Raw genomic sequence first — 17,505 nt, forward strand, 5'->3', positions numbered from 1 at the left:
TTGCTAATGATAGCATGGAGTAATTATTTTTCTATTAATAATAACTTATTGTTCTTCTAATACTACGGGTTTGTAGCCTCCTTTTCTGTATTTAAAATATACGATCAATCCAAAATATACCAAAAACATAAACATTGGAAAAAATGCAATGGTTCTTAAGGCATGTTTTTTGGCAAGATCTTCAATATTTTGGATCGTTGAGACAGTTTCTTGAGTAGCAGTCTTTAGTTTGTCGGTATCTAAAGATCTATAGATTCCGAAAATTCCATTTTTCTCTTCTGTATAATTAACTTGTAGTACTGTTTGATGAATTTGATCGTACGCTTTAAGATTTTGATCCAGCTTTTTATCTTGAACAAAGCCTAGGATAACGGCACCTATGACACCAACGCCAATCATGCCCACTGCTCCCGTAAAATTTAAAGCTAATACCCCACCTTTAGGAAACTGCTCAGAAACTACGCCAAGCATGGTTGGCCAAAAAAAAGTTTTCCCTAAAGCATAAATAGTAGCCGCAATAACAATAGTAAATCCACTTGAGTAGGAAAGAAATGTTAATCCTATTGCCGCAATAAAGGAACTAGTTGCTAAAAGTCCCAATGGGGATAACCGATGTACAATTGGGCCAGCATAAAACCTCAGGAAGGTCATTAATACAGAAGTATAGATCAATACCCATCCTCCTTGCATCCCTATTTTTTTCATTTCTGGTGTCATGAGCTCAGTTATCCAACTGTCAGTACCTAATTCTGTGGTTGCTAATGGAATCATAATTAACAAAAGCAAAATAAATAACGGACGACCAAGGGCCCTTACAAAATAACCAAAAACACCAACTATGATTAAGGTGATGATAACACTAGCCATTGTAGACCAGGCAAAGAGATTGCCCAATTGAAAAACAACCAATGAGGTGATAATTAAAAAGCCCAAAACACCAACTTCCTTAAGCATTTCAAGATAACTAACTCCAGCCTTAACCCGTTCATTTACTGGAAACTTACTTTTCAAAACTAAATAACCGTAAACCAAAGCAGGTAGAAGAATAAAGGCGATAATGATTTCCCATCTAAATCTTTGACCAAGCATAAATATTCCGAGCAAACCACCAATCACCATCCCTGCTGGCCACCCTGCATGGAGAATATTTAGCCATTTTGTTTTTTCTTTCGGGAACATCGTGGCCACGACGGGGTTAACGACAGCCTCTACCGCACCATTTCCTAAAGCAAACAAGAAAGTGCCTATATAAAGCATCCAATAACCATCTGCAAAAATAGTAATACCAGCAGAAGCCACATGGCAGATAAATCCAAATAATATCGATTTTTTGTATCCTATTTTATCAATAATGAGACTAAAAAAAACTATACTGATTCCGAAAGGCCAGAATCCTACACCGAAAATCTCTCCTTGTTGTGTTTTGCTTAACCCAAACTCATTGCCCCAATCGGCCATGATGAATGCTCGAAAAACAAATCCAAAGGCAGTAGCCATAAGTGCAATAAAACAACCATAAAAAAGGATCTTGTTAGCCTTTTCTTCTGGTCCAGAAATATTTCCAGTATTTTCGATAGTACTTGTCATACAGTTTAATTTTATTTGAGGTTAGAAAATCATTATTTGGTTAGCATTAATACTTTATTTTTTGTCCAATCGCGGAATCAAACACCGTTTAACCGATTTTTTGAGTCTTCAACACATCTTTAAAGGTAGAGGGCAGGGCTAAAATCTATTATTTTTTGAACGGATGTTGTTGGAGTAACTCTTCAGGAGCGTAAAAACCAGATTTGTCTTTGACTGTTGCTCTAACCTGCCTTACCTTAGTTGGAGAAATAGCCGAGGCTTTATTACCAAAAGCATTTCGAACGTAGGTTAACACTGCCGCAAGTTCTTCATCATTAAGCATCCCACCGAATGGAGTCATTGGAACTTGTCCGGAGTATTTTTTACCAAGGACTTCAATAGGTCCCTGAAGGCCTTTTAATGTAAGTTTTATGAGTCGTTCTTCATTTCCCAGAACCCATTCACTTTGCTTAAGTGGCGGAAATCCAGATGACTCTAGACCTTTACCATCTGGCTGATGGCAGGTATTGCAAAACCCTTCCTTAGCATATATAGCACGACCTTTAACGAAAAGTTCAAGCTCAATACCTTTAAGATCAGTTTTAACAGGCGTTTCTTTTTCGGCTTTTACTGATTTTCCATTAAGATGTGCCAACGCAGCTTCATGAGCATGTACCATCCATTCGTCAAGGGGCTTTTTCCCCGCTTCATTTACAATTCGCAAGCCATAGTCTTTTTCTAACCAAGAGGCTGCTACTATCGCTTCTAGACGAACACGGCCATGTTCATCCCGGGCAGCCTGAAGTAATAAATCAGTCTGGTCAGCGACTTGATGGTCCGTATAACGTAACACATGAACCGCGGCGGCCCTTGCATGGTAGTCTTTTGCCTTAAGCATTTGTTTAAGTAAGGTTTGATCTACTTTGTTAAGTCCCCAACTTACCCAAAGTGCTTCAAGAACATGGTGTTCATATTTTTTATCTTGCTGATCAAGTTTGGCTACCCAGGTTTTTATATGGGAAAGAACCTCAACAGCATTCCGACCCCGAAGTTCACGCCTTGTACGGTAGCGTGTTCTATACTCAGGAAGTTTTAAATTGTCTAAAAGCTCATCAATGCTAGCATTTACAATCTTAGCTGGCTTAACCAGTGGTCGCGAAGGATAAGTAATCCTGTAAATTCGACCATGAACATGGTCGCGAAGTGGATCACGGGCATTGTGTTGCATGTGTCCAATCAATACATTGTGCCAGTCAATAAGATAAAGAGAACCATCAGGAGCAAACTCCATATCTACAGGACGAAAGTTTTTATCATCAGACCATAAAAGGTCTTGACGGTGTTTACTCTTATAGCCCGTTCCATTATCTACTAGCGTATGTTGCTTGGTGCCTAAAAAACCTATCGTGTTGTTCACAAGAAAATCTCCCTGCACCTCGTCTGGAAAATGGCGACTGGAAACAAACTCAAGTCCTGAAGTTGGTCTTACCCTGTGTTTCGGCTCCAACAAATCCACTGATTTATGTGTAGCTTCTCCATACCTTGGATTCACAGATCCTGGCATCATCCATCGGACATCGGGACTAGAAGTTTCTTCAAAGAAATTTTGCCCCCATTCATCAAAAGCAATGCCCCATGGATTTGGGATGGCAAGCTGAGCAACACGTTCCAGCTTATGGAGTTGGGGGCTATAGCGGTAAAAACCACCATTCGTGCCACGAACAGGTCCATAAGGAGTTTCTACGTTGGTATGCAAAAAGGTGCCTTCGCCCATATAAATAGCACCTGAAGGATCTGCACTATAAGCACTGTGTGCATGGTGGGTATCATGATCATCAAAACCACTCAATAATATTTCTTTCGTATCCGCTTTGTCATCGCTGTTTGTATCCCTTAAAAGAACAAAATTAGTGCCTTGTGAAAGATAAACCCCTTCTGGTGCAAATTCAAAACCAATAGGAAGTTGTAGACCTTCTGCAAAAACCGTTTTCTTATCCGCTTTACCATCATTATTAGTGTCTTCTAATATTAGAATCTTATCATTCGGTTTTTCATCACCTGGTTTCCAATGGGGATAAGTTGGCATGACAGCCACCCAAAGACGACCTTTATTATCAAAAGAAATTTGAACAGGATTTTCTAATTCTGGAAACTCCCGCTCAGAAGCGAAAAGTTCAATTTTATAACCTGGTGCAACGTGAAATTTATCTAAGGCCTCTTTTCCATATAGATATTTTAGGCTTCCATTTTTCCCGGGATCATAATTTGTTTTAACAGGTGGAAGCTTTGAAGTCTTTTCATCAGCAGCTTTTAGGTTCATTTTCTCACCCTTAGCTGCAAGCCAAATGGCTTCATCTCTGATCACCGTCATTTCACGGATTTTAGCAACTTCGGCAGGATAATTAGCCGGGCCAAAAGGATCGAAGCGACGTCCGTAGGCGTGGACGCCATTAGGAATTTTAAAATCATTATGCCACATCCAGTTTTTCTCAAGGACAGCGGCATGCACCAATTCACGATGAGATTCAGCCTTTGCAGAAGTTTTTCCAAAAATCTTATCCGCCAGAAGCGTTGAAAACTTCAAATAGCCTTTATCAGTAAGTTGAAAACCATCAATTGTCAAAGGCTCCTTACTAGAATTAAACCATTTATTTGTTGGCGTAAAGGCATCCATAAAGATAACGTGATTTTGGGCTGCTATTTCCTCCATCGCCTTGGTGTATAATTCAAGATTTACATTTTCCTTTTTTCCATCGGGCAGATCAAATTTATCGGAAAGGTCCTGAAAAGCAATTGGTGACACAATTGCAAGTTGAGCAGTTGTATCGCCATTGTATTTTTGTTTTAAAGTGTGCTTAATGAAAGCATCAAGTTCTGCTTTATAGTTTTCGAGTCCCTTTTCACCCTGAAACGATTCGTTATAGCCAAAAAATGCAATAATAACATCCGGTTTAAGCATGGTAAGCCATTGGTCTTCTGTTGGGAAATGACCTTCGCTCCCGGAATTTTTTGCGAGTTCTGTTTGGAATTTTTCAGCACCAGGAAATGCCCAAGGTGAATTTCGTGAAGAGTGGGGCCTAAATCCAGGAGTATTTCCGCCATCGCCCATATTACGGATAAACAGCATACTATCAGGATAGCGAAGGTGCATTTCAGTTTCAAAATGACCAAAATTCATCATTCTAGAGGGGAAATTATTTCCGATTAAAACAATGTGAAATCCTTTTTTAACTTTTATGGTAGGTGAGTTCGATTGAGAGCACTGAACTGTGCAAAATAAAAGTAAACTCAATCCAAAAATTGAAAGCAATAGGCTTAGTTTTTTGTGTAAACTTATCGTCATGGTATTTTATATTTGGTATAACCAAGATACAAGGACAGAATAACAAGACCATCCTGAACTATGCTGCTAAAGTTTCCATCAGTAAGTCTACTTTACAACAAGCCGCCTATTTTTCAACTTAAATAGTCGTGGGAAGCAGCATTTTGTTGCTATAGTGAATTTTGAAAAAATGTTTAAAACTCGAGTTATAGGTGAGAAGAAGATCTAAATAAATAAACCGAGCTAAGTTGATCCTTTGTCGCCAATTTTTGATTACCTCCTATTGGCGTTAATGCTTCCCGTTTTAAGATGAGAGAAATAAATATAGCAGTATATATAGCGCAATATATATGACCTCATCCTGGAAATGGAATTCTCTTTCAATATACGATAAATAAGGATATACCATTAAAAGAAAAATGGTACTTTTGTGGCTGAAAATTTGCTGTTTGAATGCAAAGTTCCAATAGCGTTTTTTATAAAACTTATGAGTAAAAATACCGTTGACCTTGGCGAGCAAAAAGATGTAGAAGTTTATGGTGCCAGGGTACATAACCTTAAAAATATAGATGTATCCTTTCCCCGAAACAAACTCGTTGTTGTAACAGGGTTGAGTGGCAGCGGTAAATCTTCATTGGCTTTTGATACCATTTATGCCGAAGGACAACGCCGCTACATGGAGACCTTTAGTGCTTATTCCCGTCAGTTTATGGGTGGAATGGAAAGACCAGATGTTGATAAAGTTTCTGGCTTAAGTCCGGTTATTGCCATTGAGCAGAAAACCACTAGTAAAAATCCCCGCTCTACAGTAGGTACCATTACTGAAATATACGATTTTATGCGTTTGTTATACGCCCGTGTGGCTGAGGCCTATTCTTTCAATACCGGAGAGAAAATGGAGCGCATGAGCGAGGATCAGATTATAAATAATATTTTCAAAAAATATGACCAAATGCCGGTTAATTTGCTGGCACCAGTGGTTAAAGGCCGAAAGGGTCATTACCGGGAACTGTTTGAACAAATTCGTAAACAAGGATATGTGAAAGTTCGTGTTGATGGAGCTATACAGGATATTTCTGCAAAAATGCAGTTAGACCGCTATAAAATCCATGATATTGAAATTGTGGTAGACCGGTTGATTATTGACAGGGAGGATAAAAAGCGTCTTCTTGATTCTTTGCATACGGCAATGCGTTTAGGTAAAGGTATTATCAAAATAAGTGATAAGGACAATAATGTGTCGCATTTCAGCCGATTTTTAATGTGCCCTACTTCTGGTATTTCTTACGACGAGCCCCAACCCAATAGTTTTTCCTTTAATTCTCCATACGGCGCTTGTGAACGTTGTGATGGTTTAGGTTATATTTTTGTCGTTGACCGGGAGTCAGTAATGCCTAATCCTAAATTGAGTATTCTCAATGGTGGTCTGGCGCCAATGGGCGAGTACAGAGAAATCTGGATGTTTCAGGTCCTTAAAGCTTTGGCTAAAAAATATAGCTTCTCGCTGTCTACGCCAATTGAAAAATTGAGTGAAGAGGTCATCCAAATTATTTTGAATGGCAGTCCTGAATTGCTTTCCGTAGCTGTAGAATACAATAAATGGAACGTTCAAAATTACCAGATCACCTTTGAGGGGGTGATAAAGCTTTTAGAAGAACAACAGGAGCGTAAAGGGGAGGGTGCAACTGATGATATGGACAATTTCAGGAAGTTAAAAACTTGTCCGGTTTGTAATGGTGCACGTTTAAAAAAAGAAAGTCTTCATTTTAAAATTGATGGCAAAAACATTTTTGAACTGGCAGAAATGGACATCATCAGTGTGAAATCCTGGTATGAAAATTTAGAGCATAGGTTAAATGAAAGGCAGAATACCATTGCTAAAGAAATTCTGAAAGAAATAAGATCAAGATTAGGCTTTCTTAGCGATGTAGGATTAAATTACTTGACATTGGACCGTACGGCAAGAACATTATCAGGTGGGGAAGCACAGCGTATCCGTTTGGCAACTCAAATTGGTTCGCAGCTGATGAATGTGATGTATATTTTGGATGAGCCGAGTATTGGTCTCCACCAAAGAGATAATGAACGGCTGATTCATGCCTTGAAAAACCTCCGTGATCTTGGTAATACTGTTTTGGTTGTGGAGCACGATAAGGAAATGATTTTAGAAGCTGACCATGTTATTGATGTTGGCCCGGCAGCAGGAGTAAAGGGTGGCTATATTGTAGCTCAGGGAACACCTGCTCAGATTTTGAAATCTAAAACTTTAACGGCAGCATACCTGAATGGGAAAAAGAAAATAGAAATCCCTAAAAACAGAAGAAAAGGAAACGGACATAAGCTTTCCATTATTAAGGCTAGCGGCCACAACTTAAAGGATGTATCGGTAGATTTTCCGCTGGGTAAATTTATTGCCGTTACTGGTGTTTCCGGTAGTGGTAAATCAAGCTTAATTACGGAAACTTTGTATCCTATATTAAATCACCATTTTTTTAGAGCAAAAAAACATCCTTTGCCGTATGAAAAAATTACGGGTATCAAGGAAATCGATAAAGTAATAGAAATAGATCAAGCACCAATCGGCAGAACGCCACGTTCAAACCCCTCTACTTATACCGGGGTGTTTTCAGATATACGGAATTTATATGTGCAATTGCCGGAAGCGAAAATCCGTGGGTATAAACCTGGACGTTTTTCTTTTAACGTGAAAGGTGGTAGATGCGAAACTTGCCAGGGTGCTGGTATGAAAGTAATTGAAATGAACTTTTTGCCTGATGTGCAGGTGCCTTGTGAAGAGTGTGGTGGCAGACGGTATAACCGCGAGACTTTAGAAGTGCGTTACCGAGGCAAATCTATCAGTGATGTGCTGGATATGAGTATTGAAGAGGCTTGTACTTTCTTTGAAAATATGCCTGTTATTTACCGTAAAATAAGGACCTTGAAAGATGTTGGCCTGGGTTATATTACCCTCGGTCAATCGTCTGTTACGCTGTCTGGTGGTGAAGCGCAAAGGGTTAAATTGGCTACTGAATTGTCTAAAAAAGATACGGGTAAGACTTTTTATATTTTAGATGAACCCACTACAGGCTTGCATTTCGAGGATATCAATGTGTTACTTGGGGTTTTGAATGAGCTGGTAGAGAAAGGCAATACGGTATTGGTAATTGAGCATAACCTTGATGTTGTGAAGGTTGCCGACTGGGTCATTGATATTGGTGAAGAGGGCGGTGCTGGCGGTGGAAGGATTTTATTCGAGGGTACACCTGAAGGATTGATCCAAAATCCGATTAGTTTAACCGGAAAGTTCTTGAAGAAGGAAATGGAGTAGCTTAATGAGGTAGATGGGCTTGTTCCGTTACAGATTTTTAGTGATTTAAGCGACTATTGCTCTTCCAGAGTGATAATGGCTCTGTGCGTAGATTTGTCTGAGATAGAATAGTAAAGCCATATTTCTTTGCCTACCAGTACAGCCGAGGCAACAAATGAAATATCGCTATCACCATCCTTGCCTTTAGGAGGTGTGATAAGAGGGGATTTGCTACGCTTAGTGACATTGCCCCGGGCATCCAAATTTGCCCAGCCAATATGCCAGTGAGCGTTTTCATCGGACCCATTGTAAAACATAACGGTTTGATTTAAACTATCTGTCAATATAGGTCCCGGACTTAAATGATAGGAGTCCCATGAATTTACTACAGCAGGTAGATATTCACCTTCTATTTTCCAGGGACCATCGGGATTTTCACTAAATGCCCTTCCAAGTTTAGAACGACTTTCATTTGAATATTCAAACAAGAGCACCCATTTACCATCCTTTAATTGTGCAACCGTGGCTTCTTTTGGGTTAATATAAGGCTCATGGCTTGGTATTGCTATTCCCTTTAATGACAGGGTTTCCATGTTTTTACCTTCCGCAAATAAAAGCTGGCCTTCTAGTTTGGTTTGATTCCATCCCGTATAATAAACCAGATAATTATTATTATTTACACAAATTACAGTAGGGTCTTCACAACCATCTTTATCATAGCTATTAGTTCCGGGCGCAATAGTGGGTCCATCATTCATATTAAAATGAAGTCCATTTTTTGAGGTTCCGTAATAAGCCCTTGCAATTTTTGTGTAGCATCCTCCGAAGGATTTACGGCACGAAGCATGATATTATAAACGCCATTTTCTTTCCATACAAAGGGACTGAGTTTGAACATGCCTGATAAAGGAGATGTGCATTCAAGCTTAATTTCCTCAATTTTTTTTACTTTGTAATCTTTCATGCTCCTTGTCCCAAGTTTTGCATTAAACCTCCATCAAGGGTAAATGTTTGTCCTGCAGCATAGGCAGAGTCTTCAGAAACGAGATAGGCGGCCAGTTTTGCGATTTCCCAAGGTTCTGCCGCACGTTTCCATGGAATATTCTGAACCTGCTTTTTTAATAATTCCGGATCGTCTATAGCTTCCTGATTCATTGGTGTTAATACCATTCCAGGGGCCAGATTATTTACATTGATCTTGAATTCTGCAAGTTCCAAGGCAAGGCACCGGGTTAAATTACGTACAGCACCCTTACTTGCGCAATATTCAGCCGCACCGGCGCGGGGTATATCTTCATGTACCGATGTGATATTAACGATCTTTCCGTTTCCTCCCTCAGCCTTCCTTATTTTTATAAATTCCCTGCAACTATAAAAGGTGCCATATAAATTGGTGCGGATAGTTTTATCAAACAACTCTATGTCAATTTCATCTAGGGTTTTTCCTGATGAATCTATTCCGGCGCTGTTTATCAGGATCCAGGGTATCCCTAGTTTAGATTGGGCTGTTTTGAAAATTCCTTCACCTGATCATAATCAGATACATCTGCCTGAAATACAAGACCAGTGCTGCCATTGTCTTCAACCATCTTTAAAGTTTCGATTGCCCCCTTTTTATCAGAATGATAATGAATAAGTATATGAGCACCTTGTATGCTCAATTCCGCGGCAATTGCCTGGCCTATTCCCGAATCTGCTCCTGTAATAACCGCAACTTTACCTTTTAGCCGCTTTAAATCATGTGTTCCCATTGCTTTACTTGATTGTTTTATTGCTCTACCATTGTATTAGTTACAGCTATATTATGAACAAAGGTATTGCCAAATAGTTGTAGGAATTTTACAAACCTGACAACTAATTTTTAATGTTGGCAGATTAAACGAAAGGTATTGATGGGAATACTCTATAGTTGTAAGGTTATTAGTAATAACTGGTTAAATGTAACATACAACCTAATGTTTTATAAAAATGGTAATAGATCAGATATTAAATGATAGGTTTTTTAGATGAATAGGGTCGGTTTCATAACAGGCTATTATTGATCTTTTCTTTCAGGGTTTCATTCTTTATTAAAGGAGCATTTCCCGAATCTGAAATTTGTATGTGCTTCTGAAGGGGTTTTTCAATTATCAGACTTTGTTTTTTATATCTCAAACAAGCTCTACAGATGCTTGTATGAATGTTCAATTGGATTATTTCTTTTAATGAGAGGTCGTTAAGGAATATAATTTCTATTTCCTTTTGCAGCTCTTACTTGAACATTTATGGGCATGTTTATCGTTTTTTATCTAAATCATTAAATACTACATTCATTAAGTTGTCAAAATAAAATTGTTAAAAGTTTATCTCTGCTATTCAATTATAAGAAAAATAATTCAAAACCTTAATTACTTTTAATTTCTGCAAATTAGGGAAAGTGTATAATGTTATTATTAATTATTCGTTAATAAGCACTTGTTTTAATCACTTTTTAAATAAGAGACTTAATGTTTTTGCTATAATAGCTGATTTTTGTTTTTGTACCGATGCCAAACTTTAAACCAATGTCTATTCTTGGGATAACTGCGATGGGATGTCCTATTATTAAAAAAAATGGCTACTAATAATAAAATGAAAGCACTTGATAAAACCGGACTAATTACATAGAAGTAGCCCATCGATATTATTTTCTCTGATCCTATATTTGCAATTAATGCAGTGGCACCACCTGGAGGGTGAAGGGTTTTTGTGATTTGCATGAAAACAATTGCTAAGGAAACGGAAAGCGCAGAGGAAAGCCATAGCTCACCAGGAATTAATTTTTGTATAGTAACACCAATTAATGCGCAGATCACATGTCCTCCAATTAGATTTCTAGGTTGAGCTAAAGGACTGTTAATGATTCCAAATACCAATACGGAAGAGGCACCAAAAGAACCAATTAAAAATAAATTATCTGTTGGACTGAAATATTTGCTGTGCAGTAATCCTAATAAGCCAATACCAAAGAAAGAACCCATAAAAGTCCATATATGCTCTTTGTAATCTACAAGAGTTTCCTTATAAAAGATGTATTTGGCTGTTCTTACATGTCGTCGTAGGCGGGTTTTCTTCATATATTAATAAGAAGTAGCGCAGATTAGGGCTGCGCTGCTACTTTAATCTGTTTTATTGATTTTCTGCTAAAATTTGATAATAGCTGCTGTTTAAATTGATGTTTTGTTTCTCTGCCGCTTCTATTGGTCTGAAATCAGAAAGTATTTCTGGCTTGCCTTTTTTAACACAAACATTGTGCTCAAAATGAACGGCGGGTAATCCGTCTTCAGTAGCTATTGTCCAGCCATCATCCAGCGTATAAATTTCACGGCTACCCATGGTAATCATGGGTTCTATTGCTAAAACCATATTTTCCTGTAGCTTCTTGCCGCTACCCCTTCTGCCGTAGTTTGGTATTTGTGGATCTTCATGCATCTCTCTTCCTACACCGTGACCAACCATTTCACGCACAACGCCATAGCCATGTTGCCCATTCGTATAATTTTCAATAGCAAAGCCAATATCTCCAGTACGGTTTCCAGTCACCGCTTGTGCTATTCCAACATAAAGTGACTCTTTGGTAATCCTTACAAAATCCAGTATTTCTGGTGAAGTTTCCCCTAAAATAAAAGTATAAGCATGGTCTCCATGAAATCCATTCTTAAAAACTACGGTATCGATGGAAACTATATCTCCTTCTTTCAATATATACATTCCCGGGAAACCATGAACAACTTGTTCGTTAACAGAGATGCATAATGAATAAGGATAGCCATGATAACCTTTACATGATGGAATTCCACCATTATCCCTGATGAAAGTTTCTGCCATTGTATCAAGCGATAGCGTCGTGATGCCCGGCTTAAGTGCTTTTGCAACTTCAGTAATTGTTGCACTTACCATTAAACAACTTTCCCGTTGAATTGCTACTTCTTCATTCGTTTTGTACAGACTCATTACATTTTTTTTCTTAAATGCAAAAATACGAATTTTCAGTGATCAAGTGTTTTGTTAGTCTCATCATCTTATAATTTCTTTGTCTTTTTTAAAGAAAGATGCTAAAGCTGGGGGTTACTTATAAGGCATTTGTTAAATAGTGGCCTTTTGTTGTATCTTGTTAAACGAATCTTTTTGTTTAAGCTTGTTTAATCAAAAACGATGTTCTTTAAATTTACCACATTGTTAGGAGTCAGGAAAGTACAGGTTGCTAATTGTATTGTTGTGAAGTAAGATTGTAAAATGCTATACTATAATTATATGAAATCGTTTTTTTTTAAGTTCCTTTTTTCTTGCGTAATCCTATTGCTTTCTTATTCTTTAGTACAAGCATATCAAAAAAACAGTAAACCTTTTGACCTTAAATGTGAGCACCTGGTTCAACCTATTGGTGTTGATGAGGCCCATCCACGTTTTTCATGGATGATGGATGATAGTCGTCGGGGTGCCAAACAAACAGCTTACCGTCTCTACTTAAGTAAGGATTCCTTAAAGGTGAATAAAAGAAAAGGCGATTTATGGGATACAAAAAAGGTAAATACCGCTGCAAACTTGGTTAAATATAATGGTGCTGAGTTGCACCATTTACCAAATATTATTGGCTTATTGAACTATGGGATAAGGATGGGAATATAACTTGCAGTGGAAGTTATCCCTGCAAATTCCACCGCTACTGTGTTTTTCCCTTTAAAAGTCGGACAAAAAGCTTATCAGCAAGGTAAAGTTGTAGTTGACAGCTTAGTATTGGAAGCTGGAACTTTTGAATTTGAAATAAAGTAAAATCTTACAGGATAGCGCAGGTTGCCAGCTTTTATTTATCTCTTTACTTTAGGTAGATGATATAGCAATGGCAAAGATTAGTGTACCAGGTGTAGCGAATTCAGGAACTTATCATTTTGAATTGGCAACAATATTATAAAGGGTTGCATCAGCGTAAATTAAGCTTACCTTATTAGTGGAATAGGATAATTAAATTATTAACTAAATTTTAAAGATGAAGCCAGCCGAATTTTTTAATTTAATTCATATAGATGAATACTCTGCTACACCTAAGTATTTGCAATTAAGTGATTCAATTATTGAAGCTATTGAAGATGGTAAATTAAAGAAGGACGATATTTTGCCATCTATCAATGAGTTGAGCTATGTACTTGAAGTATCAAGGGATACCGCAGAAAAGGGCTATAAATATTTGAAGAATAAAGGTGTCATTCTATCTGTACCAGGTAAAGGTTATTATATTGATAATACGGAGTTCAAGAAAAAGATTAAGATTTTTCTGTTATTCAATAAATTATCAATTCATAAAAAATTAATATTTGATTCTTTTGCGGATGCATTAGGAGAGGATGCTGTTATCGATTTCTATATCTATAATAATGATTTTAAGATCTTCAAAAAGCTAATTCAGAATAAACGTACAGACTACAGTCATTATGTAATTATCCCTCATTTTGTTGAAGGCGGTGAAAATGCGGCACAGATTATAAACACACTGCCTAAAGAGAAATTGATTCTCCTTGACAAGAAAGTCCCGGGTGTTGACGGTCAATATTCTGCCATCTATGAAAACTTTGACAAGGATATTTACAGTGCATTAACAGAAGCGAAAGAAGCGCTTATGAAGTACCAGACTTTGAAATTAATATTCCCTAAAAGAGGTTATTTTCCTCAAGAAATAGTGAATGGTTTTAAGCGCTTTTGTCAGCAATATGCATTTAACCACCATATTGTGAGTGATGTGAGGAATGAGCCGATAATGGCTGGTGAAGTTTTTATTAATTTGATGGAGGATGACTTGGTTATTTTAATTGAGCGGGTTATTTCTTTAAATTTAAAGGTAGGATCAGATGTAGGGATCATTTCCTATAATGAAACACCATTAAAGAAATTTTTACTCAATGGAATCACTACGATTTCAACAGACTTCCAAATGATGGGCACTCTTGCAGCAGAAATTATTAAAAATCAACGTCGCCAGGATCAGGAGGCACCATTTTATCTTACCCTAAGGCCTTCATTATAAAACAAATACCTAACTTAGCGTAATGCAAACGCTTCTTACCACTGCCCAAATGCGAATGGCTGATACTTTCACCATCAGCAATAAACCTATTTCTTCGGTAAATTTAATGGAAAGAGCTGCGGAGGCATTTGTTACTGCATTGTTGCGAGAGAATTTGGGCTACGACAAGGCCATTGCTGTTTTTTGTGGACAAGGAAATAATGGTGGCGATGGTCTGGCTATTGCCCGATTGTTATTTAACAATCATTATAAAAACCTAAAGGTCTTTATTGCTAATTTTACAGCGCAGCAAAGCGATGATTTTTCTGCAAATTTGCAACGGCTAAAGAATCTGCCAGTTGATATTGTTGCTATTCAGGATGTGGCAGAAATTAAAAATCTGCAAACAACAACTATCATTATTGATGCTTTAATAGGTTCGGGTTTAAATAAACCTTTAACCGGAAAAATGGAAGCACTGGTAAGCTTGATTAATGGGTTAAATAAAACAATATATGCCGTTGATGTGCCTACTGGGTTTTTTGCGGAGGGGGTGCTGCCAGCCAATTATAATGGAATTAAAGCTTTTAAAACGATTTGTTTCCAGCGTCCCAAGATAAACTTCTTTTTCCCTGAATCGGTGCAGGCAACCGAGCAATTTGAGGTAATGGATATAGGTCTTGACGAAAGTTATATTCAAAATCTGCCTTCTATTTTTAAGCTGGTGGAAATCTCCGATATCAGGAAAATTCTAAAACCTCGGAAAAACTTTAGTCACAAAGGTACCTATGGACATGCACTGCTTGTTGCAGGAGCTACTCAAACCATGGGTGCTGCTATTTTAAATGCAAAGGGTTGTCTGTATGCTGGTGCTGGTTTAACTACCCTTTCCATTCCCGAGAGCGGTTTAGCCACATTAAATACGGCATTGCCGGAAGTGATGTATGCAGCGCGTGAAGGACTGGGTAATCATGCAGCTAAATATAATGCCATTGCTATTGGCAGTGGATTGGGCACAAGTGTAGTGGCTAAAACTTTGTTAGAAGAAATGCTGCTTTTAAAGAGAGCATTAGTTTTAGATGCGGATGCCTTAAATCTACTGGCTAAGCATCAGGAACTTCTTGTTTTGGTAAGTTCAGGATCTGTTTTAACGCCTCATGTGAAAGAGTTTGATCAATTGTTCGGAAAGCATAATTCCTGGTACGAACGTTTAGCTACGGCAAGCAAACAGGCGGTGAAATTAAAAAGTGTCATTGTGCTTAAAAACCAATATACTTTTATTGTTTCCAGGGGTGGAATGGTGCATATCAATCCAACAGGAAATTCTGGAATGGCACAAGGTGGCATGGGAGATGTGTTAACGGGGGTGCTTACCGCTTATCTGGCACAAGGTATCCCGGCTGAAGAGGCTGCAATAGCAGCTTGTTATTTCCATGGAAAATCAGGTGATGATTTAGCGGTTGACCATTTTAATATCACCGCCTCTCAATTAGCTGAAAATATACCACAGGTAGTGCGCCACATCATTGGCTGATGGTTAAAAGCAACACCATTTTAAGGAGGTTAAAACTCAAATAAATGCTTTTCTGCATGGTAAGAAGAACGCACCAATGGTCCGCTTTCAACATACCTTAAGCCTTTAGACAGACCAACCTCTTTATATTTTGCAAATTGATCAGGATGGATCCAATCAACAACAGGGTGGTGATTGCGGGTAGGTTGTAAGTATTGGCCAAGGGTTAAAATATGGACACCATTAGCAACAATATCATCCATTGCTTCAAAAACATCTTCTTCAGTTTCGCCAAGACCGAGCATGATACCGGTTTTGGTTCTTACTCCAGCTTCAGAAATACGTTTTAAACATTCCAGACTTCTGTCATATTTCGCTTGAATTCTAACCTGTTTGGTCAGCCTTTTTACCGTTTCCATATTGTGAGAAACGACTTCAGGAAGTTCTTCTAGTACCCGTTCCAGGTTAGCCCATACCCCTCTGAAATCAGGAATTAAAGTCTCAAGAGTAGTTTGCGGACTTTCGCGACGGATGGCCTGCAAGGTTTCTGCCCAAATAATAGAGCCACCATCTTTCAAATCATCCCTGTCAACCGAAGTAATTACACAATGCTTCACCTGCATCAGTTTTACGGAATTGGCAACACGGTTAGGTTCATCAACATCCACGGCAAGAGGTCTTCCTGTGGCTACTGCGCAAAAAGAGCAGGAGCGGGTGCAGATGTTTCCTAAAATCATGAAAGTTGCAGTACCTGCGCCCCAGCACTCGCCCATATTCGGACAATTACCACTTTCACAAATGGTGTGTAATTTATGCGTGTCCACTAAACTGCGTACTTGAGCATATTCTTTACCAACAGGCAGCTTAACTCTAAGCCAATCTGGTTTGCGTTGTATTGGGATTGCTGAAACAACCGGAAGTTCGATCATGAGGCAAAGTTAAGCAATAGGATTGACTTGTGTCTTCCACAAGTTGATATCCAAAAAAATAATGGTAATCTTGTAGTCAAAAAACGATTTTATGGCAACTTCAAAAATAACTTACAACGGTGGTTTAAGAACAACCTCCATCCATGAACGTTCTGGAAATGAAATGATCACCGACGCCCCTATAGATAATAAGGGCAAGGGCGAAGCCTTTTCTCCAACAGATCTTCTAGCAACATCATTAGGCAATTGCATGCTTACTATTATTGGCATTGCTGCAAATGAGCACGGTTTTGATATTGATGGCACCACTTGTGAAATTACCAAAGTGATGGCAGAACATCCAAGACGTGTTGTCGAAATCGTAGTCAATTTTCAGTTCCCTGTAAATGAATATTCCGACAAGGTGAAGACCATTATTGAAAGGTCAGCAGTTACTTGTCCGGTTGCTTACAGCATTCATCCAGAAATTACCAAAACCGTTACTTTTAATTATTAATCGTTTCGGCGACCTCCTCGGCAGAAATATCGCCATGGGATGCGTCAAGGATACATTCACCGTCTTTAATGACTAATATTTGCGGGGATTCATGGTGAACCTCGAAAATTTCAGCTATCTGCACAGAAATGTCGCGATAGCTGATTAAGTCTAAAAAGTAAAGATTTGTTGCAGCAGGAATTACTTCCCAATCCATTTCAAATTTTCTTTTCGCCATCATGCTCACCGAGCAACGGGTACTGTGTTTAAAAATTAAGCTATAGCCAGCCTGTTGTTTAATTTCGGCTATTTGTGCGATATCAGTTAGTTTTTTCCACTCCATCTCTATTTATTTTTCGTTTGCTGTTAAATGGGTT

13 protein-coding genes and 1 pseudogene are annotated in these 17,505 nt (G+C 38.3%); 5 read left to right on the forward strand and 9 right to left on the reverse strand.

The window, feature by feature from the left end:
* Positions 1 to 45: 45 nt before the first annotated feature.
* The gene (locus AAKU52_RS00080; RefSeq protein WP_354328921.1) at positions 46 to 1,587 is read right to left on the reverse strand and encodes an MFS transporter; all 1,542 of its coding nucleotides are present in this window, start codon (positions 1,585 to 1,587) and stop codon (positions 46 to 48) included.
* Between the two features lie 148 nt (positions 1,588 to 1,735).
* Positions 1,736 to 4,747: a PVC-type heme-binding CxxCH protein gene (locus tag AAKU52_RS00085; RefSeq protein ID WP_354328923.1), complete on the reverse strand. Its 3,012-nt coding sequence runs from the start codon at positions 4,745 to 4,747 to the stop codon at positions 1,736 to 1,738.
* A 628-nt stretch (positions 4,748 to 5,375) separates the two neighbouring features.
* Here AAKU52_RS00085 and uvrA point away from each other — a divergent pair.
* Complete coding sequence (uvrA, locus tag AAKU52_RS00090) at positions 5,376 to 8,216, forward strand: excinuclease ABC subunit UvrA (RefSeq protein WP_354328925.1); 2,841 nt, start codon at positions 5,376 to 5,378, stop codon at positions 8,214 to 8,216.
* Positions 8,217 to 8,269: 53 nt separating this feature from the next.
* Here uvrA and AAKU52_RS00095 read toward each other — a convergent pair whose 3' ends face one another.
* The 5 genes and pseudogenes from AAKU52_RS00095 to map all read right to left on the reverse strand — a co-directional run bounded on the left by AAKU52_RS00095 (position 8,270) and on the right by map (position 12,167).
* A complete protein-coding gene (locus AAKU52_RS00095; protein ID WP_354328928.1) occupies positions 8,270 to 8,953 on the reverse strand; it encodes a glycoside hydrolase family 130 protein in 684 nt (227 codons plus the stop codon).
* Complete coding sequence (locus AAKU52_RS00100; RefSeq protein WP_354328930.1) at positions 8,950 to 9,159, reverse strand: hypothetical protein; 210 nt, start codon at positions 9,157 to 9,159, stop codon at positions 8,950 to 8,952. Before AAKU52_RS00100 ends, AAKU52_RS00095 begins: the two co-directional genes overlap by 4 nt.
* Positions 9,156 to 9,946 (reverse strand): annotated as a pseudogene (locus AAKU52_RS00105) (SDR family NAD(P)-dependent oxidoreductase). The gene AAKU52_RS00100 and the pseudogene AAKU52_RS00105 overlap by 4 nt, the downstream one beginning before the upstream one ends.
* Before the next feature lie 744 nt (positions 9,947 to 10,690).
* Positions 10,691 to 11,290, reverse strand: a complete 600-nt coding sequence (locus AAKU52_RS00110; RefSeq protein ID WP_354328932.1) for an HPP family protein — start codon at positions 11,288 to 11,290, stop codon at positions 10,691 to 10,693.
* Between the two features lie 52 nt (positions 11,291 to 11,342).
* Positions 11,343 to 12,167 (reverse strand): type I methionyl aminopeptidase, encoded by an 825-nt coding sequence (map, locus tag AAKU52_RS00115; protein WP_354328934.1) that lies wholly within the window; start codon positions 12,165 to 12,167, stop codon positions 11,343 to 11,345.
* A 300-nt stretch (positions 12,168 to 12,467) separates the two neighbouring features.
* Here map and AAKU52_RS00120 point away from each other — a divergent pair, with 300 nt between their 5' ends.
* From AAKU52_RS00120 to AAKU52_RS00130, 3 genes are all read left to right on the forward strand, one after another.
* Positions 12,468 to 12,842, forward strand: coding sequence for a glycoside hydrolase family 78 protein (locus AAKU52_RS00120; RefSeq protein ID WP_354328936.1), 375 nt, complete (start codon positions 12,468 to 12,470; stop codon positions 12,840 to 12,842).
* Between the two features lie 358 nt (positions 12,843 to 13,200).
* Entirely contained in the window at positions 13,201 to 14,232 is a 1,032-nt protein-coding gene (locus AAKU52_RS00125; protein ID WP_354328938.1) for a GntR family transcriptional regulator, read from the forward strand.
* A 22-nt stretch (positions 14,233 to 14,254) separates the two neighbouring features.
* Complete coding sequence (locus AAKU52_RS00130) at positions 14,255 to 15,745, forward strand: NAD(P)H-hydrate dehydratase (RefSeq protein ID WP_354328940.1); 1,491 nt, start codon at positions 14,255 to 14,257, stop codon at positions 15,743 to 15,745.
* 29 nt (positions 15,746 to 15,774) lie between these two features.
* Here AAKU52_RS00130 and lipA read toward each other — a convergent pair whose 3' ends face one another.
* Positions 15,775 to 16,653, reverse strand: coding sequence for a lipoyl synthase (gene lipA, locus AAKU52_RS00135; protein ID WP_354328942.1), 879 nt, complete (start codon positions 16,651 to 16,653; stop codon positions 15,775 to 15,777).
* A gap of 91 nt (positions 16,654 to 16,744) precedes the next feature.
* Here lipA and AAKU52_RS00140 point away from each other — a divergent pair, with 91 nt between their 5' ends.
* A complete protein-coding gene (locus AAKU52_RS00140) occupies positions 16,745 to 17,149 on the forward strand; it encodes an OsmC family protein (RefSeq protein WP_354328944.1) in 405 nt (134 codons plus the stop codon).
* On the opposite strand, the gene ytxJ is transcribed toward AAKU52_RS00140, so the two are convergent.
* On the reverse strand, positions 17,139 to 17,471 hold the full coding sequence (ytxJ, locus tag AAKU52_RS00145; RefSeq protein WP_354328947.1) for a bacillithiol system redox-active protein YtxJ: 333 nt from the start codon (positions 17,469 to 17,471) through the stop codon (positions 17,139 to 17,141). The two genes, AAKU52_RS00140 and ytxJ, sit on opposite strands and share 11 nt — an antisense overlap.
* Between the last annotated feature and the right edge of the window lie 34 nt (positions 17,472 to 17,505).

Origin of the sequence: Pedobacter sp. CG_S7, assembly GCF_040544395.1 — a bacterium.
Taxonomy (GTDB): Bacteria; Bacteroidota; Bacteroidia; order Sphingobacteriales; family Sphingobacteriaceae; genus Pedobacter.

Coding starts and splice junctions, on each gene's coding strand:
- AAKU52_RS00095 (WP_354328928.1), bottom strand. CDS start 8,953: ATGAATGATGGACCCACTATTGCGCCCGGAACTAATAGCTATGATAAA.
- AAKU52_RS00080 (WP_354328921.1), bottom strand. CDS start 1,587: ATGACAAGTACTATCGAAAATACTGGAAATATTTCTGGACCAGAAGAA.
- ytxJ (WP_354328947.1), bottom strand. CDS start 17,471: ATGGAGTGGAAAAAACTAACTGATATCGCACAAATAGCCGAAATTAAA.
- AAKU52_RS00120 (WP_354328936.1), top strand. CDS start 12,468: ATGAAATCGTTTTTTTTTAAGTTCCTTTTTTCTTGCGTAATCCTATTG.
- map (WP_354328934.1), bottom strand. CDS start 12,167: ATGAGTCTGTACAAAACGAATGAAGAAGTAGCAATTCAACGGGAAAGT.
- lipA (WP_354328942.1), bottom strand. CDS start 16,653: ATGATCGAACTTCCGGTTGTTTCAGCAATCCCAATACAACGCAAACCA.
- AAKU52_RS00110 (WP_354328932.1), bottom strand. CDS start 11,290: ATGAAGAAAACCCGCCTACGACGACATGTAAGAACAGCCAAATACATC.
- AAKU52_RS00085 (WP_354328923.1), bottom strand. CDS start 4,747: ATGATGAATTTTGGTCATTTTGAAACTGAAATGCACCTTCGCTATCCT.
- AAKU52_RS00130 (WP_354328940.1), top strand. CDS start 14,255: ATGCAAACGCTTCTTACCACTGCCCAAATGCGAATGGCTGATACTTTC.
- AAKU52_RS00140 (WP_354328944.1), top strand. CDS start 16,745: ATGGCAACTTCAAAAATAACTTACAACGGTGGTTTAAGAACAACCTCC.
- AAKU52_RS00100 (WP_354328930.1), bottom strand. CDS start 9,159: ATGAAAGATTACAAAGTAAAAAAAATTGAGGAAATTAAGCTTGAATGC.
- uvrA (WP_354328925.1), top strand. CDS start 5,376: ATGAGTAAAAATACCGTTGACCTTGGCGAGCAAAAAGATGTAGAAGTT.
- AAKU52_RS00125 (WP_354328938.1), top strand. CDS start 13,201: ATGAAGCCAGCCGAATTTTTTAATTTAATTCATATAGATGAATACTCT.